Annotated in this window: 19 protein-coding genes; 14 read left to right on the top strand and 5 right to left on the bottom strand. The window is 74.8% G+C overall.

Annotation, left to right across the window (positions count from 1 at the left end; translation table 11 throughout):
- The first annotated feature begins 65 nt into the window (after nt 1-65).
- The 3 genes from AB2U05_RS05655 (at nt 66) to AB2U05_RS05645 (ending at nt 2,891) form a co-directional block, all read left to right on the top strand.
- Nucleotides 66-680 (top strand): NUDIX hydrolase, encoded by a 615-nt coding sequence (locus AB2U05_RS05655; protein ID WP_063889790.1) that lies wholly within the window; start codon nt 66-68, stop codon nt 678-680.
- 412 nt (nt 681-1,092) lie between these two features.
- On the top strand, nt 1,093-1,836 hold the full coding sequence (locus tag AB2U05_RS05650; RefSeq protein ID WP_045705336.1) for an SGNH/GDSL hydrolase family protein: 744 nt from the start codon (nt 1,093-1,095) through the stop codon (nt 1,834-1,836).
- 257 nt (nt 1,837-2,093) lie between these two features.
- Nucleotides 2,094-2,891: an SGNH/GDSL hydrolase family protein gene (locus AB2U05_RS05645; protein WP_045705299.1), complete on the top strand. Its 798-nt coding sequence runs from the start codon at nt 2,094-2,096 to the stop codon at nt 2,889-2,891.
- 152 nt (nt 2,892-3,043) lie between these two features.
- Here AB2U05_RS05645 and AB2U05_RS05640 read toward each other — a convergent pair whose 3' ends face one another.
- From AB2U05_RS05640 to AB2U05_RS05630, 3 genes are all read right to left on the bottom strand, one after another.
- On the bottom strand, nt 3,044-4,018 hold the full coding sequence (locus tag AB2U05_RS05640; protein WP_369182582.1) for a nitroreductase/quinone reductase family protein: 975 nt from the start codon (nt 4,016-4,018) through the stop codon (nt 3,044-3,046).
- A gap of 326 nt (nt 4,019-4,344) precedes the next feature.
- A complete protein-coding gene (locus tag AB2U05_RS05635) occupies nt 4,345-5,493 on the bottom strand; it encodes a polysaccharide deacetylase family protein (protein WP_052706903.1) in 1,149 nt (382 codons plus the stop codon).
- Nucleotides 5,494-5,766: 273 nt separating this feature from the next.
- Nucleotides 5,767-7,593: a long-chain fatty acid--CoA ligase gene (locus tag AB2U05_RS05630; RefSeq protein WP_369182581.1), complete on the bottom strand. Its 1,827-nt coding sequence runs from the start codon at nt 7,591-7,593 to the stop codon at nt 5,767-5,769.
- Between the two features lie 523 nt (nt 7,594-8,116).
- Here AB2U05_RS05630 and AB2U05_RS05625 point away from each other — a divergent pair.
- From AB2U05_RS05625 to AB2U05_RS05605, 5 genes are all read left to right on the top strand, one after another.
- Complete coding sequence (locus AB2U05_RS05625; RefSeq protein ID WP_369182580.1) at nt 8,117-11,197, top strand: nitrate- and nitrite sensing domain-containing protein; 3,081 nt, start codon at nt 8,117-8,119, stop codon at nt 11,195-11,197.
- On the top strand, nt 11,194-11,613 hold the full coding sequence (locus AB2U05_RS05620) for a roadblock/LC7 domain-containing protein (RefSeq protein ID WP_045701463.1): 420 nt from the start codon (nt 11,194-11,196) through the stop codon (nt 11,611-11,613). Before AB2U05_RS05625 ends, AB2U05_RS05620 begins: the two co-directional genes overlap by 4 nt.
- Nucleotides 11,614-11,621: 8 nt before the next feature.
- Nucleotides 11,622-12,167 carry a DUF742 domain-containing protein gene (locus tag AB2U05_RS05615; RefSeq protein ID WP_369182579.1) on the top strand — a complete coding sequence of 182 codons (546 nt, stop codon included), beginning with the start codon at nt 11,622-11,624 and terminating at the stop codon, nt 12,165-12,167.
- Nucleotides 12,148-12,783, top strand: a complete 636-nt coding sequence (locus AB2U05_RS05610; RefSeq protein ID WP_369182578.1) for an ATP/GTP-binding protein — start codon at nt 12,148-12,150, stop codon at nt 12,781-12,783. The genes AB2U05_RS05615 and AB2U05_RS05610 overlap by 20 nt, the downstream gene beginning before the upstream one ends.
- A 780-nt stretch (nt 12,784-13,563) precedes the next feature.
- Nucleotides 13,564-14,253: a winged helix-turn-helix domain-containing protein gene (locus AB2U05_RS05605; RefSeq protein WP_045701467.1), complete on the top strand. Its 690-nt coding sequence runs from the start codon at nt 13,564-13,566 to the stop codon at nt 14,251-14,253.
- Between the two features lie 153 nt (nt 14,254-14,406).
- Here AB2U05_RS05605 and AB2U05_RS05600 read toward each other — a convergent pair whose 3' ends face one another.
- On the bottom strand, nt 14,407-15,399 hold the full coding sequence (locus AB2U05_RS05600) for an aldo/keto reductase (RefSeq protein ID WP_369182577.1): 993 nt from the start codon (nt 15,397-15,399) through the stop codon (nt 14,407-14,409).
- A 396-nt stretch (nt 15,400-15,795) separates the two neighbouring features.
- Here AB2U05_RS05600 and AB2U05_RS05595 point away from each other — a divergent pair, with 396 nt between their 5' ends.
- From AB2U05_RS05595 to AB2U05_RS05570, 6 genes are all read left to right on the top strand, one after another.
- Nucleotides 15,796-16,362, top strand: coding sequence for a TetR/AcrR family transcriptional regulator (locus tag AB2U05_RS05595; RefSeq protein WP_045701542.1), 567 nt, complete (start codon nt 15,796-15,798; stop codon nt 16,360-16,362).
- A gap of 79 nt (nt 16,363-16,441) precedes the next feature.
- The gene (locus tag AB2U05_RS05590; RefSeq protein WP_369182576.1) at nt 16,442-17,017 is read left to right on the top strand and encodes a DUF4865 family protein; all 576 of its coding nucleotides are present in this window, start codon (nt 16,442-16,444) and stop codon (nt 17,015-17,017) included.
- 17 nt (nt 17,018-17,034) lie between these two features.
- Nucleotides 17,035-17,508 carry a carboxymuconolactone decarboxylase family protein gene (locus tag AB2U05_RS05585; RefSeq protein WP_369182575.1) on the top strand — a complete coding sequence of 158 codons (474 nt, stop codon included), beginning with the start codon at nt 17,035-17,037 and terminating at the stop codon, nt 17,506-17,508.
- Entirely contained in the window at nt 17,505-18,416 is a 912-nt protein-coding gene (locus AB2U05_RS05580) for a phosphotriesterase (RefSeq protein WP_369182574.1), read from the top strand. The genes AB2U05_RS05585 and AB2U05_RS05580 overlap by 4 nt, the downstream gene beginning before the upstream one ends.
- 174 nt (nt 18,417-18,590) lie before the next feature.
- The gene (locus tag AB2U05_RS05575) at nt 18,591-19,250 is read left to right on the top strand and encodes a Pr6Pr family membrane protein (RefSeq protein ID WP_369182573.1); all 660 of its coding nucleotides are present in this window, start codon (nt 18,591-18,593) and stop codon (nt 19,248-19,250) included.
- A gap of 26 nt (nt 19,251-19,276) precedes the next feature.
- On the top strand, nt 19,277-19,765 hold the full coding sequence (locus tag AB2U05_RS05570) for a GNAT family N-acetyltransferase (RefSeq protein WP_369182572.1): 489 nt from the start codon (nt 19,277-19,279) through the stop codon (nt 19,763-19,765).
- A gap of 181 nt (nt 19,766-19,946) precedes the next feature.
- Here the strand turns inward: AB2U05_RS05570 and AB2U05_RS05565 are convergent, their stop codons facing one another.
- Nucleotides 19,947-20,711, bottom strand: coding sequence for an SDR family NAD(P)-dependent oxidoreductase (locus tag AB2U05_RS05565; protein ID WP_045701477.1), 765 nt, complete (start codon nt 20,709-20,711; stop codon nt 19,947-19,949).
- Nucleotides 20,712-20,847 lie beyond the last annotated feature (136 nt).

Below are 20,847 nucleotides of genomic sequence, written 5' to 3'. Positions count from 1 at the left end.
TGGGTGGGTGCCCCCGCCGGGCGGTGGGAGGCTCCCGGTCGGGCGGCCGCGGGAGGAGCGGGCGCATGAGCCGGATCGAGTACAGCGCGGAGGTCGCCGAACTGCTCGGCAGGGTGCGCCGGCGTCCTACGGCGGGCTGGCCGTGGAGGCCGGGCGAGCAGGTGCCGGACGGGCTGCCGGTGAAGCAGTCCTGGGGGTGGCTGTTCGCGCCGGACGGGCGGGTGCTGACCCTGGTCAACCCCAGGGACGGGATCTGCTCGCTGCCGGGCGGCTCACTGGAGCCGGAGGACGACGGCGACCCGGGCGCCGCGCTGGTCCGGGAGGCGGGCGAGGAGGCGCAGGCCGCGATCGGCCGGCCGTACTACCTCGGCTACCTCTACGACCGGGTCGGCTCGGCGAACGGCGGGCACGAGTGCGCGCGGGTCCGGATGACGGCCGCCCTGCGGGCGGTCGGGCCGAGCGTGGCCGATCCGGCCTCGGGCCGGCACTACCGGCGGCTGCTGGTCGCACCCGGGCTGGCGGTCGAGCTGTTGGGTTGGGGCGAGGCCGGGCTGCGCCAGGCGCGGGCGGCGGTGGCCACGGCCGTCCAGCGGCTCGGCGTGCCCGCGGCCGCGAACGAGGCGATCGAGGAACTGCCGGTGGAGGGCTGCGAGGTCTTCCCCGGCGTCGAGCACCCGTAGGCCGGGCGACGTCCACCGGTCGCCGCGCCGCGCCGCCGGACGCCACACCGCCGATCGCTGCGCCGCACCACCGGTCGCCGCGCCGCGCCGGGCCGCCTGTCCGTTCGCTGACCGGAGGCTGGCCACGTGTTGGCCTTCGGCTGACCTTGTGCTGACATCTCCACAGAAACCTTTCTACGCGCGATGACCGATGCGCGTCGGCGTACACCCGCGTTGAGCTGCCGGGATGTGCGCCCCGTGGTCGCGGGTTCACCTCTCCGCTGTCAGACGGTCCGTCAATATCCTTGGCATGACCGCTTCCCGAGCCACCCACCTCCTGCTATCACTTCTGTGACCCGTGTCACGCCAAGGAGGTGTCATGCTCCGCCCAGCTCGCGTTCTGCCCGTCGCCGCCATAGCGGCCTCCCTCGCCATGACGACGTTCTTCGCCGCATCGTCGGCGAGTGCGGCCGGTGCCAACTACGTGGCGCTCGGGGACTCGTACTCGGCCGGTGTCGGCGCCGGCAGCTACCTGAGCGACAGCGGTAGCTGCAAGCGCAGCACCAACGCCTACGCCTACCTCTGGAAGAACGCGCACGCGCCGTCCTCGTTCAGATTCGTCGCCTGCTCGGGCGCGAGAACCGGGGACGTCCTCAACAACCAGATCTCCGCCCTGAGTTCCAGCACCACGCTGGTCAGCATCACCATCGGCGGCAACGACGCGGGCTTCGGCGACACCATGAAGACCTGCGTGCTGAGCAGCGACAGCGACTGCCTCAACGCCGTCAACTCCGGCGAGAACTACGCCCGCAACACCCTCCCCGGCCAGTTGGACCGGGTGTACGACGCGATCCACGCCAAGGCCCCGCGGGCCCATGTCGTCGTGCTCGGCTACCCGCACCTCTACAAGGTCGGCGGCTCCTGCATATTCGGCATCGGTGACACCAAGCGCGCCGCCATCGACAAGGCCGCCGACACGCTGGACGAGGTCATCGCCAAGCGGGCCGCCGACCACGGGTTCGCCTTCGGCGACGTGCGCGGCATCTTCGCCGGGCACGAGATCTGCGGCTCGTCGACGGCCTGGCTGCACAGCACCACGCTGCCGGTCGACGAGAGCTACCACCCGAAGGCCGCGGGCCAGTCCGGCGGTTACCTGCCGGTCTTCAGCCGGTCCTGACGCCCGCCCGGTCCTGATACCCGGCTCCGACGCCCGCCCGGTCCCGACGTCCGGCCCCGAACGCCCGCTTCCTGACGTTCGGCCCCGACGCCGCCCGGTCGTCCCGGCCCCGCTGAGCCGACCGGCCCCGCCGAGTCCTCCGGCTCCAGCTCCGGCCCCCCGAATCCTCGGCCCAGGCTCCCGCTCCTGCCCGGGTCGTGCGTGCCGGGCCCCCGCCCGGCACCCGTTCCGCGACTCCCGCCACCCCAGGAGGTGCAATGCTCCGCCCTGTTCGTGCCCTGTCCGTCGCCGCTGTCTCCGCTCTCCTCACGCTGACGACGTTCTTCGCCGCGTCGTCCGCCGGTGCGGCCGGTGCCAACTACGTGGCCCTCGGGGACTCGTACTCGGCCGGCGTCGGCGCCGGCAGCTACCTGAGCGACAGCGGTAGCTGCAAGCGCAGCACCAACGCCTACGCCTACCTCTGGAAGAACGCGAACGCGCCGTCCTCCTTCTCGTTCGTCGCCTGTTCGGGCGCCAGAACCGGGGACGTCCTCAACAACCAGCTCTCCGCCCTGAACTCCGGCACCACGCTGGTCAGCCTCACGATCGGCGGCAACGACGCCGGGTTCTCCAGCACCATGCAGACCTGCGTGCTGAGCAGTGACAGCGACTGCCTGAACGCCGTCAGCGCCGCCGAGAGCTACGCCGAGAACACCCTGCCCGGCCAGCTCGACCAGGTGTACTCCGCGATCCGGTCCAAGGCGCCGAACGCCCACGTCGTGGTGCTCGGCTACCCGCACCTGTACCAGATCAACGGGTCCTGCCTGTTCGGCATCGGCGACACCAAGCGTGCCGCCATCAACGAGGCCGCCGACACGCTGGACACCGTCATCGCCAAGCGGGTCGCCAACGCCGGGTTCACCTTCGGCGACGTGCGCGGCATCTTCGCCGGGCACGAGATCTGCGGGTCCTCGTCCACCTGGCTGCACAGCACCACCTGGCCGGTCGACGAGAGCTACCACCCGAACGCGGACGGCCAGGCCTACGGCTACCTGCCGGTCTTCAGCCAGTCCTGACGCGATGCCTGAGCCGGTGCCTGAGCCGGTGCCGGAGGCGATGCCCTGAGCCGGTGCCCGAGGCGATGCCATACGGCAAGCCGGTGATCGAAGCGTGACCACGGTGCCGCCGCCCCCTCCCGAGCCGGGGAGGGGGCGGCGGCACCGCCGTGTCACCGTCCGTCCGGGGCGGACCGCACCGGTGGGAAGGGGATGGCGGCGAGCGCGGGCAGCAGCGCCGCCTCCTCGTAGTCGAGGTGTGCCTCCAGGTCGGCCGACATCCGGTCGAGGTCGGCCCGCAGCCGGTCAGGATCGGCGCGCTCGGCCTCGGCCAGCAGCGCGGTCAGCTCCTCCTTGATCCGGCCGATGGCGCGATGCTGCTCGCCGAGCCGTGCCAGCGTGCCGGCCAGCTCCGGATGGCTGCGGGCGAGGGCGGGGAACACGGCGGCGTCCTCGCCGGTGTGGTGATGGGCGAGCCCCTGGCAGAACGCCAGGCAGTGCTGCCGGAGTTGGAACCCGAGGCCGGCCGGGCGGCCCGGTTCGAGGGCCCGGGCCTCGGCGCGGACGTGACGCAGCTGGGCGCGCAGCCAGGTGTGCGCTTCCAGCAGCCGGTCGGCGAGGGTCGGCACCGCGGGTGCCGCCGGCCGCCCGGGCGACGGGGGCGTCTCGGGCTGCTCCAGGACGACGACCGGCAGGCGGCGCTCGGTCAGCGCCTGGTAGTCGCCGTACCCCGGCGCCTGCCGGACGACGGCGGCGAACAGGCGCTCCCGGCGGGCGCCTTCGGCCGGTACGGAGACGACGTCGAAGGCCTCGGTGCCGAGTTCGACCCGGACCACCGGGTGGGCCAGCAGGTTGCGGTACCACTGCGGGTGCTCGGGCGCCCCGGCCGCCGAGGCGACGACGAGCAGCAGTCCTTCGGCGCGGACGTAGCCGAGCGGCACGGTGTGCGGCCGCCCGCTGCGGGCACCGGTGGTGGTGAGGAGCAGCAGGTTCCCGCCCGCGAACGGGCCGCCGACCCGCCCGCCGTTGGCGCGGAACTCCTCGATGACGCTCAGGTTGAAGGAGTCGAAGGAGTCGAAGGAGTTGGAGGAGTTGGAGGAGCTGACGGAGTCGGAGGACGCGGCGGGACCGCGAGAAGGGGAGGGCATGGGCATGCGTGTGTGGTGGAGTCTCCGGAAGGGTTCGGGGAGTCGCGGCCACACGCGGGCAGCGCGTACGTACGGATGGACGGGCGGGCACCGCGGTGGCCGCCGGGGTCAGATCAGGGCAGCGGAGAAGGTACTCATCGCGCATCGTCCCTTGGCGTTCTCGGGTGCTCGCTCGGCCGCCGGCCGGCCCACTGCTCTGTGGCCGACGCCGCGCTGCACGCGCCCATGAAAGCCGGGCCGGGGGCGCTCTGTCAACGCGGTGGATCACCGCGGAGCGCTCCCCGGCCCGGCCGCCCCGGAGAACCCGGCCGGCCCGGACGGCGGTGTCAGTGCAGGTAGTCGACGACCCCGGCAGGCTTGAGCCCGGCCGCGTCGGCGGCGGCGAGGGCGCGCTGGAGGTCGGTGGCGAGGGTGTCGCTCCAGTGCATCAGCACCACGTCGCCGGGCTGCAGCGGGCCCGGGTGCCAGATGTTGGCGGCGCCCCAGCTGAAGTCGGCGTCGGCGGTGAGCACGGTCCGGATGCCGCAGTTGGCGGCGGCCTGCAGGGTGTCGGCGTTCCAGGCGAAGGACGGCGGGCGGAACAGCACGGGGGCGGTACCGAAGAGGCGGGTCATCGCGTCGCGGGCGTCGCAGATCTCGACCTGCTGCTGTGCGAGCGGCAGCTTGCTGAGGTCGGCGTGCGAGACGCTGTGGTCCTGGACGGAGGAGCCGGGCACGGCGGTGACGCGCTGGAAGAAGCCCGGGTCGGTGCCGGCCGGCATCGGCAGCGGGAACGCGGTGATCGGCAGGTGGTGGTCGGCGATGAACTTCTCCGCCTCGGGGGTGCGCTGCCAGCCGTCGTCGACGGTGAAGAAGACGACCTTGTCGGTCGTCGGCACGCTGCCGGCCTGGACGGCGGGGGCGGGCGCGGGGCCGTCGACGTGGACGTCGTCGACGGAGAACGGGCCCTGCTGGTACCAGCCGTGGACGTACAGCCGGATGCTGCGGGCGTTCGGGCCGGTGGTGAAGCGGGTGGTGAGCTGCTGCCAGCCGCCGCCGGTGGTCTCCGTCCAGGCGGGGGCGACGTCGTTGCCGGTGCCGGTGGCGCCGAGGTGGACGAAGCTGCCGCGCACCCAGGCCGAGGCGGTGTAGGTGGTGTTCGGCTGGACGGCGACGGTCTGCGCGCACTCGCCGGTGGAGTCGGCGCCGGCCGGGGTGACGGTGAGGGCGGAGGTGCCGGTGTGCGGGGCGGCGGTGGTGACGGCGGCCTCGGCGGGGCCGCCGGTGCAGGTCCAGCCCGGGATGCTGCCCCAGTCGGCCAGGTTCGGTGCGGGCAGTTCGAAGCCCGGGTTGGTGGCCAGGTTGACGACCGGGCCGCCGGCGGGTGCGGGTGCGGACGCGGGCGGCTGGTCGGCGGAGGCCGCCGGGGCGGTGAGGCCGGTCAGTCCGGTGAGCAGGGTGACGGAGGCGGCCAGCGCGGACAGGCGCGTGGACATGGACACGTGAGGACTCCTGCGGGTGGGGGAACCCGCCCGTGGGGAGGGCGGGAGGGTGAAAGAGTCGTGGAACCGGGCGCTCCCGGAGGGGCGGGAGCGGTGGGTGGTGCGCCCGCACGCGGACCGAACAGAAACAATGGACTGGACCAATCGGCCCGTCAAGGGAACGGCGGGTGAACCGCCGCGAACTGCCGCCCCGCACCCCGCCGGCCGCCGACAGGGATGCCGGATGCCGATCCAACCTCCGTACACCACGCGGTCGCAGACGAATCGTCAGGGCGCGTACAGTTCCTCGATGTCCTGCGCGTGGTGCCTGGTGATCGCCGCGCGCCGCAGCTTCAGCGAGGGCGTCAGCAGCCCCTGCTCCTGACTGAACTCCCGTGGCAGCAGCCGGAACGCGCGGATCGACTCGGCCCGGGACACCGCCGCGTTCGCCGCCGCCACCGCCCGCTGGATCTCCACGTGCAGCTGCTCGTCCGCGAGCACCGACCAGGTGTCCAGCTGCTCCCGCCCGTGCGACTTGAGCCAGTGCGCCAGCGCGCTCGGGTCGAGCGTGATCAGCGCGCCCACGTACGGCCGGTCGTCGCCCACCACCAGGCACTGGGAGACCAGCGGGTGCGCCTGGACGCGTTCCTCCAGCGCCGCCGGGGCGAGGTTCTTGCCGTTGCTGGTGACGATCAGGTCCTTCTTGCGGCCGGTGATGCTGAGGTAGCCGTCCTGGTCGAGGCGGCCCAGGTCGCCGGTGGCGAACCAGCCGTCCACCAGCGCGTCGGCCGTGCACTGCGGGTGGTTGAGGTAGCCGCCGAAGACCGTGGGGCCGCGCAGCCACACCTCGCCGTCGTCGGCCAGCGCCACCGTGCAGTCCGCGAGCGGCTGCCCGACGGTGCCGAGCTTCTGCCGCCCGGCCGGGTTGGCGACCATCGCGCCCGAGGTCTCGGTCAGCCCGTACCCCTCGTACAGCTGCAGGCCGGCGCCGGTGAAGAACAGCGCCAGCTCGCGCCGCAGCGAGGACCCGCCGCACAGCACGGTGCGGATCCGGCCGCCGAGCACGCCGCGCAGCTTCTGGTAGACGGCGCGGTCGTAGGCGATGTGGCGCAGCCGCAGGCCCGCGCCGGGCCCGGGGCCGCGCCCGAAGGCCTTCTGCTCCTTGGCGGTGGCCCAGTCGACGGCCACCTGCCGGGCCTGTTCGAAGAGTTCGCCGCGCCCGGCGTTCTCGGCGGCCTGCCGGGCCTGCTGGAGGAGTTTCTCCAGGATGTACGGGACGGTGAGCAGGAAGGTCGGCCGGAAGACCGCCAGGGCGGGCAGCATCGCGTCGGTGGACACCTGCGGCAGGTGGCCGATCCGCAGGCCGCCGCGGATCGAGGCGATCTGCACGGCCCGCGCGTACACGTGGGTCAGTGGCAGGAAGAGCAGGGTGGCGGGCTGTTCGCCGCCGGTGTCGTGCAGGACGTCGCGCCAGCCGCCGAGCATGGCGTCGGCCTCGGCGGCGAGGTTGCCGTGGGTGATCAGGCAGCCCTTGGGGCGGCCGGTGGTGCCGGAGGTGTAGACGACGGTGGCGATGTTCTCGGCGGTGACGCCGAGCCGCTGGCGGTGCACCAGGGAGTCGGGGACGCCGTGGCCGTCCTCGGTGATCGCGGCGACGCAGCCGTGGTCGAGCTGCCAGATGCCGGACAGGTCGGGCAGCGCGTCGCAGACGGCGCCGACGGTCATCGCGCCGTCCTCGTCCTCGACCAGGCAGGCCACCGCCTGGGTCTCGGCGAGGATCCAGCGCACCTGGTCGGGCGCCGAGGTCGGGTAGATCGGCACGGAGACGGCGCCGATCGACCAGAGCGCGTAGTCGAAGAGCGTCCACTCGTAGCGGGTGCGGGACATCAGGGCGACCCGGTCGCCGTAGCGCACGCCGCGGGTGAGCAGGCCCTTGGCGAGTGCCAGCACCTCGTCCCGGAAGCGGCGGGCGGTGACGTCGTGCCAGTGCCCGTCCGGGCCCTGGCGGGAGAGCTGGACCAGCTCGGGGGTGCGCTCGGCGGTGTCGAACACGGAGTCGGCGACTCCTCCGGTGGCCGGGGGCCCGGGCAGGGCGGGAGTGCTGAACTCGCGCACAGTCCTCCCCGTTCGCCTCTCGCGGCCCGCCCGCCCGTCGCGGCGCGCGACTGGTGGCCCGCCCCGGCTGCCCCGGCACGGGGGCGGCGGCGCGGGTGCAGCGAAACTATCGGATCGCCCTGTCACTGCCCAGGGTTGTGACGGTGACGCGACGAGATCGGCACCGATTCGCACCGGAAGTGTCGTCGCGGAGAAGATCAGGGGAAGGCCCGTGGTGGCGCCGAGCCGGGTCGCAAATCGGGCGTGGGCGGATGATCCGGGCGCGAATCGGTGGCGGACGCGGCCCTTTCCTGACGTGTCCGGGGCAAGCCGGGAGGGGTGCGGAGGCCGCGCGGACGGGGCGGGGGAATTCGACCCTCGAACGAGTGGTCAGGGCGTAGTAGAGTCGCGCAGACCTGCGGCCGGACCCCGGCCGGGCCCGTTCCGACGACGCCTTCCGGCGACGCCTTCCGACGACACCCTCCGACGACGCACGACCCACGCCGACCAGCCCGCGCCTGGCACACTCCCGACCGAGGACTCCATGCGTCTGCGCAGCAGCTCGATCCGCGCGAAGATCATCGCGCTGCTCCTGGTGCCCATCGTCGCGCTCACCGCCCTGTGGGTGTACGCGACCCTCGCCACCACCGGCGACGTCTGGAACCAGCTGGAGATCAGCCGTACGTACAAGGAGTTCGGCCCGCCGGTCGACCAGTACGCCGCCGCCCTCCAGGACGAGCGCCGCACCGCCGTCCAGCGCCTCGCCGACCCGAACTCGCCCGTCGCCCGGGACGCCTTCGAACACGCCAGGGCCGTCACCGACCGCGCCCTGGCCGTGCTGCGGCAGAAGAAGGACGAGTCCGGCGGCCGGCTCTCCGCGAGCCAGCGCGGCCGCTACCTGCAGGTCCTCGCCGCCGCCGACCAGCTCGGCCCGCTGCGCGCCCAGATCGGCCGCGCCGCGCTGAACTGGGAGTTCGCACTCGGCCAGTACAGCGACCTGGTCAAGCCCGTGTTCGGCTTCGCCTCCGCCTACGTCGCCCGCCAGAGCGGCCAACTCCCGCGCCAGGGCACCATCCTGATCGAGCTCGAACGCGCCCGCGAGTACCTCTCCCAGGAGGACGCGGCGATGGAGGGCCTGCACACCGCGGCCGCCAGGCCCACCGCCGAGCAGTACCAGGTCGCCCTCGACGCCCTGCACAACCAGCAGGCCCTGTTCACCGTCTACATCGCCGAGCTCGACCCCGCCGACCAGTCCGACTACATCGCCCTGCGCGGCAGCGACGCCTGGTCCGCGCTCACCCGCGCCGAAGCCGACTTCGTCGGCGCCGGCGGCCCCGACCGGGTCGCCCAGGCACTCGCCGGCGGCACCTGGCGCGAGACCGCCGACCGCTCCCTCGCCGACCTGGCCGCGATCAACGGCCGGATCGCCACCGGCCTCGACGACCGCGGCCACTCCGCCGCGGTCTCCGCGCTGCTGCGCGCCGGCATCGCCGGGGCGGTCGGCCTCGTCGCCGTCGTGCTGTCGGTGCTGATCTCCTTCCGGATCGGCCGGGGCCTGGCCCGCGAACTCATCGGCCTGCGCAACGCCGCCAACGAACTCGCCAGCACCCGGCTGCCCTCCGTCATGCTCCGGCTGCGCCGCGGCGAGGCCGTCGACGTGGCCGCCGAGGCGCCCGAACTGCACTTCGGGCAGGCCGAGATCGGGCAGGTCGGCCAGGCCTTCAACGAAGTCCAGCGGACGGCGGTCCAGGCCGCCGTCGAACAGGCCGAACTGCGCCGCGGCGTCTCCGCCGTGTTCGTCAACCTGGCCCGCCGCAGCCAGGTGCTGCTGCACCGCCAGCTCACCCTGCTCGACACCATGGAGCGCCGCACCGAGGACCCGGCCGAGCTGGAGGACCTGTTCAGGGTCGACCACCTCACCACCCGCATGCGCCGCCACGCCGAGGGCCTGATCATCCTGGCCGGCGGCTCGCCCGGGCGCGCCTGGCGCAAGCCCGTCCGGATGGTCGACGTGGTGCGCGCGGCGGTCGGCGAGGTCGAGGACTACGCCCGGGTGATCGTCCGGCCGTTCCCCGGCACCGGGCTGCTCGGCAGCGCCGTCGCCGACATCACCCACCTGGTCGCCGAACTCGTCGAGAACGCCGCCGTGTTCTCCCCGCCGAGCACCCAAGTCACCGTCCAGGGCGAGGTCGTGGCGCACGGCTTCGCGCTGGAGATCGACGACCGCGGGCTCGGGCTGAGCGAGCAGCTGCTCGCCGAGATCAACGAACGCCTCGCCGTGGAGCAGGAGTTCGACCTCGCCGACACCGACCGGCTGGGCCTCTTCGTGGTCAGCCGGCTCGCCCGGCGGCACGGCGTCCGGGTCCACCTGCGGCCCTCGCCGTACGGCGGGACGACGGCCGTCGTGCTCATTCCGCGGGAACTGCTCGCGGAGGCGCCGGACGGGATGCCGGAGCCTTCCGGGGCCGCGTCCGGCGGGTCGGCCGGGGCCGGGCGGTCGGCCGGGTCCGGGGTGGCCGGGTCCGGCGGGGCCGCCGGGGCGTCCGGGGCGTCCGGGGCGTCCGGGGTGTCCGGGCGGCGCGGGGCGCGCGAGCTGGTGGCCGTGCCCGCCGGGGCGGGGGTGGGCGCCGGTACCGGCGCCGGGGCCGCCGCACGCGCGGACGGGGACCGGGCCGCGGGCGCCCGCGGCGCCGACGCCTCGGGCGGGCGGCACCGGGTGGCCGGCGGCCCCCGGCCGTCCGCGCCCGAGGCCGGACGGACGGCGGGCGGACTGCCGCGCCGGGCCGCCCGGGGCCGGGGCGGGCCGGTGCTGGTGCCCGCGCCCGGGGCCGAGGGCGGCGTGTCCGGCGACGGCGAGTCGCCCACCGGACGGCACCGGCGGCCGGAGGCGGTGCCCGACCGGACCGCCGCGGCCGCGGCTCCGGTCACGGACACCACCCGGCCGGTCGAGGTCACGCCGGTGATGTCGGCGCCCGCCGGTGCCGCGTCGCGGACGGAGGGCGGCCTGCCCCGGCGGGTCCGGCAGGCGAACCTGGCCCCGCAGCTCAAGGAGCAGGCGAAGGAACAGGCGAAGGAACGGTTCCGCACGGGCGGCGGCCGGGGCGGGCCGCAGGGGCGGGCCGCGGCGGACGCCCGGGACGCCCGCGAGCGCTCGCCCGAAGAGGCGCGGGCCACCTTCGCCTCCTTCCAGCGCGGCTTCACCCGCGGCCGCGGCGCCACCGCGCCGTCCGCGCCGTCCACGGCTTCCGCACCGTCCGCTTCGAGTACCCCGTCCGCGGGGTCCGCCCCGAACGGTCCGGCGGACTCCGCCGACCGTGGGAGCGCCCGGCCCGGCTGGCTGCCGCCGGACCCGGCCCGCCGAGCGATCGGCCCGGCGCCCGCCCCGGCGGCGCTGCCCGCCCCGGCGGACGGCAGCGGGGCCCGGCTGGCCCGCCGGGTCCCGCCGGGAGCGCCCGCCGTACCGCCGCGGTCCGCCTCGCGCGTGCCGCCCACGACCTCGGCAGGACCGGAAGCACCCGCACCACCGGCGCCATCGGCACCGAACGCACCATCAGCACCGAACGCACCATCGGCACCATCGGCACCACCCGCATCACCCGCTCCATCGGAAGGAACCGATTCATGACCATCTCGACGCAGCCGTCCGGGGACCTCAACTGGCTCCTGGACGACCTGGTGGGGCGCGTGGCGGCCCTTCGGCACGCGGTGATCCTCTCCAACGACGGCCTGGCCACCGGCGCCTCCCGCGACCTGGACCGGGAGGACGCCGAGCACCTGGCCGCCGTCGCGGCCGGCTTCCACAGCCTCGCCAAGGGCGCCGGCGGGCACTTCAAGGTCGGCGGGGTCCGCCAGACCATGATCGAGCTGGACGAGGCGTTCCTGTTCATCACGGCGGCCGGCGACGGCAGTTGCCTGGCCGTGCTGAGCGAGGCCGAGGCGGACATCGGCCAGATCGCCTACGAGATGGCCCTGCTGGTCAAGCGGGTCGGCGAGCACATGGCCGCCGAGCCGCGCACCGAAGTCGCCCCGCCCGGGAGGTAGACCGACCGATGGCGGAATCGAAGGTCGCGACGGACGGCCCCGGGGTGCCGGCCGGCCGCGAGGTGCCGGGCGGCCCTGAACTGCCGCCCGGCGCACAGGAGTCGGCGCGGGCGGAGCAGGCCGACCCGGGCGAGGGGCCCGAGGTCGACCTGTTCCGTCCGCGCGCCCAGGCCGAGGAGCGCTGGTTCGACGACGAGGCCGGCCCGGTGGTGCGGCTCTACTCGATGACCGGGGGCCGCACCCGGCCGGTCGAGGAGGGCCTCTTCGACCTGATCTCGCTGATCACCGCCGCCCGGCCCGGCCCGGACTCCGGCGGCGTGCCCGCGCACGGCCTCACCCCGGAACACCAGGCCATCCTCACCTGGTGTCGCCACGAGCCTCTGTCCGTCGCCGAGTTGGGCTCCTTCACCGACCTTCCGGTCAGCGTGGTGCGGGTCCTGCTCGGCGACCTCTACGACGCCGACCTGATCAGCGTCACCCGACCCGTTCCGCTCGCCGAGCTGCCGGACGAGCGCCTGCTGCGAGACGTGATCAATGGACTCCGTGCGCTCTGACCACACCCCGGCCACGCGCGGCGGCGCGGCCGAACCGCGCTGGCGCGGCGGTCCGGCCGCGGCCGTGAAGATCCTGGTCGCCGGCGGCTTCGGCGCGGGCAAGACTACCCTGGTCGGCTCGGTCAGCGAGATCCGGCCGCTGCGCACCGAGGAGGAACTGAGCGAGCAGGGCCGCCCGGTGGACGACACCTCGGGCGTCGAGACGAAGCGCACCACCACCGTGGCCATGGACTTCGGCCGGATCGACCTGCAGCCGGGCCTCGCGCTCTACCTCTTCGGCACGCCCGGGCAGGACCGGTTCTGGTTCGTCTGGGACGAGTTGGCGCGGGGCGCGCTCGGCGCGGTGGTGCTCGCGGACACCCGGCGGCTCGCCGACTGCTTCCCCTCGGTCGACTTCTTCGAGCGGCGCGGCATCCCGTTCGTGGTCGCGGTCAACTGCTTCGACGGCGCCGAGCGGTTCGAGGTCGAGGAGGTCCGGGACGCCCTCGACCTGGACCCGGGCATCCCCGTGCTGCTGTGCGACGCGCGGCTGCGCGAGGACGGCAAGGAGGTGCTGGTCGCGCTCGTCGAACACGCCGCCGCCGGCCGTCACCGCGCCGCCACCGCCCGGGCCTGACCGGCCAGTTCGCCGGATCCCGGCCCGCCGCGCCGGGACCGGCACGCCCCGGCCGTCTCATTCGGGTGTCCGTATGCCGGACGTTCGGTGCGCGAGAGGTTGCCTGGACCGCCCCGGCCGTGGAAGGCTCTGTGGACGAAGGCCGCCCCCGGCCGTGCCCGGGGGAGGGAACACGACCGCGGCGCGACCGCGCGGAGACCAGGGGGAGGGCAGCAGGATGACCGTCGACCGACGTCCCGGTCCCGCCGTGTCCCCCCGCGCCGTCCCGGCCCTCACCGTGCGCCGCTACATCGACCACGCGCTGATCTGCAGCGCCTGTTGTCGCTGACCGGACCTGCCCCCTCCGGTACGTCCCCGGCACCCCGGCCCACGCCCGGCCGCGCCGTCTGACGCACCCTCGATCCCGTCGACCAGGCCGCGGCGGACCCGTCCCACGCGGAACGTCCGCGGCCTCCCGAAACGCCCCCGCCGCGCGGAGAGAGCACCAGTGAACAACGCCTGCACGACCCCTGCCCCCGGCGCCGGCCCCGCCGGCCGGTGGAACGGGTGCGCGAGCCGCGCCGTCGACGGCCGCCGGGGTCGCCCCGACCTCGAACCGTTCTGGCCGTCCCGGCAGCCGCACCTGTTCGACCAGACGTGTCCGGGCTCGCCCGGCGCGTCCCGGCCCTGCGGCCGCTGAACCCCGTCCACCGGACGGCCCGGTTCGGCGACCGACAGGACACCCGGTCGACGCGCAGACGACTCCACCCCGTCCGTCACGCGCGAAATGAGCGGCACACCATGTCTTCGTCCTCCACGGCCACCCTGCCCCTGCCCGCCGCGACCCCGCACCTGCGCGCGGTCCGCTCCCTGCCCCCCGTCGTCACCACGCCCAACCACCTGCCGCCCCACGGCACTTCGGCCCCCGTGCCGTCGACCCGCCCGGTCGGCGCCGCGCTGCCGCCGGCCGCGCCGCAGGCGCTGCTCTCCGCACTGCCGGAGGGCGCGACGGTCGTCGCCGCCCTGCCGCAGGGCGCCCTGCCGCCGGGGCTGCTCGCCCAGTACGGCACGCAGTTCACCGGCGCGGCCGGGCAGCCGATGGTCGGGTACCTGGTGCTGGTGCCCGCCGAGACCCCGGCGGCAGGCGCCCCGGCGCCCGCCGAGGCGCCCGCACCGGCCGGCGTCCGACCGGTCCGCCCGGTCGGACGCGGCGTCACCGTCGACACCGAGCGGCGCAACGCCTACGTCGACGGGCGGCTGCTCGACCTCACCTACCTGGAGTTCGAGCTGCTGGCCCACCTCACCGAGCACCCGCAGCGGGTCCACACCCGGGACCACCTGGTCACCGCGGTGTGGGGGTACGGGCACGTGGGCGACGGCCGCACCGTCGACGTGCACGTCGCCCGGCTGCGCCGCAAGCTCGGACCGGCCTACCGCGACAGCATCGTGACGGTCCGTCGCGTCGGCTACAAGTACACCCCGGCCGGCTGACGGCTGGCGCTCCCCGGCCGGCGGCGACCCGCGAACAGCGAACAACAAACAGCGAACAGATAACAGATTTCAACATCTGTTATCTGTTCGCTGAAATCTGTTTGTTGTCAGCTGTTCGCCGTCAGCTGTCAACCGACCGGGCTTCGCGCCCTGTCAGCGGCTCAGTCGGTCGATCTCGGCCAGCTCCTCCGCCGTCAGCGGCCCGCCGGCCAGCGCGTCGAGGTTCTGGTCCAGCTGGGCGACGCTGCTCGCGCCGATGATCACCGAGGCCACGCGCGGATCCCGCAGCACCCAGCACAGCGCCAGCTGGGCCAGCGTCTGCCCGCGCCCCTCGGCGACCTTGTTCAGCGCCCGCAGCCGCTCCAGCTTCTCCCCGGTCAGTGCCTCCTCGGTCAGGAACTTCCCGATCGACATCCGCGAGCCCGCCGGCACCTCGCCGTAAAGGTAACGGTCCGTCAACAGCCCCTGGGCGAGCGGGGAGTAGGCGATCAGGCTGGTCTGGGTGTCGCCCACCGCGTCCAGCACGCCGCCGTCCTCCACCCGCCGGTCGAGGATCGAGTAGGCCGACTGGTTCAGCAGCGCCGGCGTCCCCAGTTCGCGCAGGATCGCCACCGCCTCGCGGTGCTGCTCCGCCGGGTAGTTGGAGATCGCGGCGTACAGCGCCTTGCCCGACCTGACCGCGCTGTCCAGCGCCCCCATGGTCTCCTCGACGGGGGTCTCCGGGTCGTAGCGGTGGGAGTAGAAGACGTCGACGTAGTCGAGCCCCATCCGGCCCAGCGACTGGTCGAGGCTGGCGAGCAGGTACTTGCGGCTGCCGCCGTCGCCGTACGGGCCGGGCCACATGTCCCAGCCGGCCTTGGTGGCGATGAACAGCTCGTCGCGGTACGGCCGGAAGTCCTGGGCGTACAGGTAGCCGAAGTTGCGCTCGGCGCTGCCGTACGGCGGGCCGTAGTTGTTCGCCAGGTCGAAGTGGGTGACGCCCCGGTCGAAGGCGCGGCGCAGCACCGCGCGCTGCACGTCCAGGGGTTGGGCGTCGCCGAAGTTGTGCCAGAGCCCGAGCGAGACGGCGGGCAGCCGCACGCCGCTGCGGCCGGCCTTGCGGTAGGTCATCGAGGCGTAGCGGTCATCCGAGGCGAGGTAGCTCATGTCGGACATCCTGCCAGCCGCCGCGGCGTGTCGGGCCCCTCGTCCCCTTCGGGTGGTGCGGGCCGCCGGCTGTGTCCCGGCCCCGGGCGGGCCGGGGGAGGGGCGGCCCGGCCGTCAATGTCCGTGCGGTGTACGGCCGGTGCGGCGGCGGCCCGCTCCTCACGGTGCGTCATGTCGGCGACTTTCCGTGACGTGACGCGCGCCACCGGCGCGCGGCGGAATGCCGTCCGGTCGGGCGGGGGAGGACGAACGGTCGAGGGGCCGTGGCCGCCGGGGGGCGGCGCACGGCCCTCTGTCGTCCCCGACTCCCCAACTCCCCGCCTCCCGGCGTTCCGGCGTTCCGGAACGCGCGAAACCACTGGCGCTCTGTACCTACTGGTATGTACAGTGTTCCTCGTGACCACTCAGGACCGTCTCATCGAGAGCACCCAGGACCTCCTCTGGGAGCGCGGCTACGTCGGCACCAGCCCCAAGGCCATCCAGCAGCGCTCCGGCGTGGGCCAGGGCAGCATGTACCACCACTTCACCGGCAAGCCCGACCTCGCCGCCGCCGCCCTGCGCCGCAGCGCCGAGCAGATGCGGGGCATCGCCGAGGCCGACCTCGCCGCCCCCGGCACCGCCTACGACCGCATCGCCGCCTACCTGCGCCGCGACCGCGACGTGCTGCGCGGCTGCCGGATGGGCCGGATGGCGCAGGACCCGGACGTCGTCGCCGACCCGCAGCTGCGCGCCCCGGTCGAGGAGACCTTCGACTGGCTGCGCGGCCGGATCGCCGACCTGGTCGCCGAGGGCCAGGCCGCCGGCGAGTTCGCCCCCGGCCTCGACCCGGCGGACACCGCCGCCGCCGTGGTCGCCGTCGTCCAGGGCGGCTACGTCCTGGCCCGCGCGGCCGGCGACGCCGGGCCGTTCGAGCGGGCGACGCGCGGCGCCCTCGGCCTGCTGGCCGCGCACCGTTCGGCCTGACACCCGGGCGGCGCCCGGCCGCCACCGGAGGAACCCGGCAGAACCCGAGGACCCCGACGACCCCGAGGAGAGCCCAGCCGTGCACGCCATGCAGTACGAGATCACCCTCCCGGCCGACTACGACATGGACGTCATCCGCAAGCGCGTCGCCGACAAGGGCCACCTGCTGGACGCCCACCCCGGCCTCGGCCTCAAGGCGTACCTGATCCGCGAGCGCGGCCGGGACGGCTCGCCGGTCAACCAGTACGCGCCGTTCTACCTCTGGCGCACCCCCGAGGGCATGAACGGCTTCCTCTGGGGCCCGGGCTTCCGCGGCCTGAGCGCCGACTTCGGGCGCCCCGCCGTCCGGCACTGGCTCGGCGCGGGCGTCGCCCACGGCACCCGGGCCGGGGCGCCGACCGGCGCCACCCTCGAGACCGTACGGCTGCCGGAGTCGGCCGACCCCGCCGAGGCCGTCGAACGGGCGCTCGCCGAACTGCCCGCCCACCCCGCGCTGCACACCGCCGCCGTCGCCGTCGACCCGAGCCGCTGGGAACTGCTCCGGTTCGCCCTCTGGCACGGCCCGGCCCCGCAGGACGCCCCCGGCACCCGCTACCAGGTGCTGCACCTGTCCAGCCCCGAACTCGACCGGCTGCCCGCCGGCCGCCACTGGTGAAAGGTTTCGCCACCGCCATGCCCGACCAGCTGATCCCCACCGACCTCGCCGTCGCCCCGCTCGACCGCGAGGCCGGCTACGCCCTGCTCGCCGACCTGGCCGGCCCGGTCGCCGTCGACACCCTCGGCGGCCTCGACGCCATCGCCCCCGGCTTCCCCGACTGGATCGTCACCGCCCTCTTCGGTGGCACCTACCAGCGCCCCGGCCTCGGCCTGCGCGAACGCCAGGTGGCCAACCTGGCCGCCCTCACCGCCCTCGGCGGCGTGGAGCCGCAGCTCGCCGACCACGTCCGCAACAGCCTGCGGATCGGGCTGACGCCGGAGGAGATCACCGAGGTCGTGGTCCACCTCGCCCCGTACGTGGGCGTCCCCAAGGCCCTGGCCGGCCTCCGGGTCGTCGCCGCCACCCTCGCCGAGTCCGCGTCCGCGCCCGAGGTCACGCCCGAGTCCGCCCCCGAGTCCGCCCTCCAGCCCGAGCAGGCCCGCGCATGAGCCGCACCGTCCGCACCGTCCTCGGCGACCTCGACCCCGCCGAGCTCGGCGTCACCGACTCCCACGACCACCTCTTCATCCGCAGCCCGCTGCTCCCCGGCCAGGAACTGGACGACCCGGCCGCCGCCGAGGACGTCCTGCGCGCCTTCGCCGCCGCCGGCGGCCGCACCCTCGTCCAATGGACCCCGTACGGGATGGGCCGCGGCGCGGACTCCCTGGCCGAGCTGTCCCGGGCGACGGGCGTGCAGCTGGTCGCCGCCACCGGCGCCCACCAGGCCGTCCACTACGGCGGGGACGCCGTCGCGGGCCACGCCGACCTCGCCGAACGCTTCGTCGCCGAGCTGACCACCGGACTGCCCGGCGCGCCCCGGGGCGTCCGCGCCGGCCTGATCAAGATCGCCTCCGACACCGGCCCGACCACCGCCTACACCCGCCGGGTGCACGCGGCCGCCGCCGAGGCGCACCACGCCACCGGCGCCCCGATCGCCGTCCACCTCGAAGCGGCCGGCGACCCGCACGAGATCCTGGACCGACTGCACGGCCGGCACGGCGTCCCGACCGACCGGATCGTCCTCGGCCACCTCACCCGCCTGCCCGACCCGACCCTGCACCGCAGCCTCGCCGCCGAGGGCGTCCATCTCGCACTGGACAGCCCTTCCCGGGCCGGCCACCCCGCCGACCACCAGGCCTTCGACCTCATCGCCGACCTGGTCGACGCCGGCCACGCCGGCCAGCTGCTCCTCGGCGCCGACACCACCACCCGCACCGCCCGCCAGGCCGGCGGCCCGGCCCGACTGCTCACCGACCTCGCCCCCCGCCTGGCCCGAACCTTCGGCCCCGAGCTGCCCGAACTGCTGCTCACCGCCAACCCGGCCGCCGCCCTCGCGGCCGACTGGCGCACGCCGTAGCCGCTCAGCGCCGCGCCCGCCGCCCTGTTGGCGCCCGCTGCCCCCGCTGCCCCCGCTGGTGCCCGCGCCGCCGCCCCCGCTCCTGTGGCCGACTCCTCCCGCCCGGGTTTCAATCCGAGTAGCCCTGCCGGACCACGCCCCCAGAGCGGGGGCACCAGAGAGGGGGAGGAGACGATGCACGCGTGGCTCGCTCCCGCCCGGCTCGCCGTCGCCGTCTTCCTGGCCGTCGCGCTCGGCATCAACGGCTACCACGCGGCGACCGACCCCACCGGGGTGGTGAACTACTTCAGCTACTTCACCAACCTCAGCAACTTCGTCGGGCTGGCCGTCCTGGGCTACGGCGGCTGGGCCGGCCTCACCGGCCGTCCGCCCGTCCCGGACGCGGTGCGCGGGGCGGCGGTGCTCTACCTCGCGATCACCGGCCTGGTCTACGGCACCGTCCTGGCGAAGTACCCGGAGCTGCTGGTGATCCCGTGGGTGAACGACGTCGTCCACCGCGCGATGCCGCTCGTCGTGCTCGCCGACTGGCTGATCGACCCGCCCGCCCGGCGCCTGCGCCCGACGGTCGTGCTCGGCTGGCTGGCCGTCCCGCTGCTCTACCTGACGTACACGCTGCTGCGCGGCCACGCCGTCGACTGGTACCCGTACCCGTTCCTCGACCCCGCCCGGCACGGCGGGTACCGGCGGGTCGCCGGGGCCAGCTTCCTGATGGCGGTGGCGTTCCTGCTGGTCGGCGGGGCGATCGTGGCGGCGGGCAACGCCCTCGCCGCCCACCGGGACGCCCGCCGCGACCCCGCCCCGCGCCGCCGCCACGCCCGCGCCCGAACCGGCTGACGGCCCGGAGCCCTACGGTGGCGGCCATGGTGACCCTCCGCGCCCTCACTCCCGACGACTGGCCGCTCTGGCGGGACCTGCGCCTCGCCGCCCTCACCGACGCGCCGCACGCCTTCAAGGCGGGTCTCGCGGACTGGCACGACGGCGGCGCGCAGCGCTGGCGCGCCCGGCTCCACCTCCCCGGCGCGCACCGCGTCGCGGCGTTCCTCGCCGACACCCCGGTCGGCCTGGTCGGCGGCATGCCCGGGACGGGCGGCCCCGGCGAACGGGAGCTGCGCTCGTTGTGGGTCGGCCCGCGGGCGCGCGGCCGGGGCGTCGCGGACCGCCTGATCGAGGAGGTCGAGCGCTGGGCCCGCGCGGACGGCGGCACCGAGCTGCGCCTCGCCGTCCTCCCCGGCAACGCCCCCGCGATCGCCCTCTACCGGCGCCACGGCTTCGCCCCGTTGGACGAGCCGCCCGGTGCGGACGGGCCCGGCGAGCTCCGCTTCGCGAAGCGCCTGAGCAGCCCGGCCTGAGCAACACGGTCTCAGCAGTGCGGCCTGAGCAGCCCGGTCTCAGCAGTGCGGCCCGAACAGCCGGGCCCGAACGGTCCGGCCTGCGTAGCCCGGCCCGAAACCGGTCGGAACGCGGCGCAGCGGGGTCCGCGCCCCACGGGGGAGGGCGCGGACCCCGCTGCCTGCCGGGGCGGGCGGCGGGTCACATGTGCGTGCCGCCGTCGATCCGGAGCTCGGTGCCGGTGACGAAGGCGCCGTCGTCGGACGCCAGCATGGCGATCACGCCGGCCACCGTCTCCGGGCCCGCGAAGCCCTGGCCGAGGGCGGGGGAGAGCTTGGCCAGCAGGCTGAAGTCGGCGTCGGCGGGCAGGCCGGGGTTGTTCGTCATGCCGCTGTCGATGCTGCCCGGCGCGACGCAGACCGCGCGCAGGCCCTGCTTCGAGTACTCCGAGGCGATGGCGTGGGTGAAGGACTGGATGCCGCCCTTGGTCGCGGCGTAGGCGGCCATGTAGGGGTGGGCGAAGCTCGCCGAGGTGGAGCTGAAGTTGACCACCACGCCCTTGCCGCCCGCGAGCAGGGCGGGGAGCGCCTCGCGGGTCATCAGGAAGGTGCCGGTCAGGTTCACCGCGAGGAGCTTGTTCCAGAACTCCAGGGTGGTCTCGTGGGTGTGCGAGGAGCGCAGGATGCCGGCCGCGTTGACCAGGACGTCCAGCCCGCCCAGGCCCGCGACCGCCTCGGCCACGCCCGCGACGACGGCGGCCTCGTCCGCGATGTCCAGGACCTGGAGGGTGAGCCGGTCCGCGGTGCCGTCCGTGGTCGCGCGCTCCAGGGTCCTCTTCAGGCCGTCCTCGTTGACGTCGACGGCGACGACCTTCCCGCCCTCGGCGAGGATCCGGTGCACGGTGGCCTGGCCGATGCCCGAGCCGCCGCCGGTGATCAGGACGTTCCGTCCGCTGAAGCGCTCCATGGTGGTACTCCGTTCCGTTCGTGGTCTCTCGACCTGAAGGGACACGGTACGCCGATGTGGCACGTTGTGCCAATAAGTCTCGCCGTGCCATATCGGCAGGCCGCGCCGAAGTGGCAGGGGGCCGCGTACGCTGAGC

Origin of the sequence: Streptomyces sp. Y1 (genome assembly GCF_041053115.1) — a bacterium.
Taxonomy (GTDB): domain Bacteria; phylum Actinomycetota; class Actinomycetes; order Streptomycetales; family Streptomycetaceae; genus Kitasatospora; species Kitasatospora rubellomurina.
This window is presented reverse-complemented; position numbering and strand designations above follow the sequence as displayed.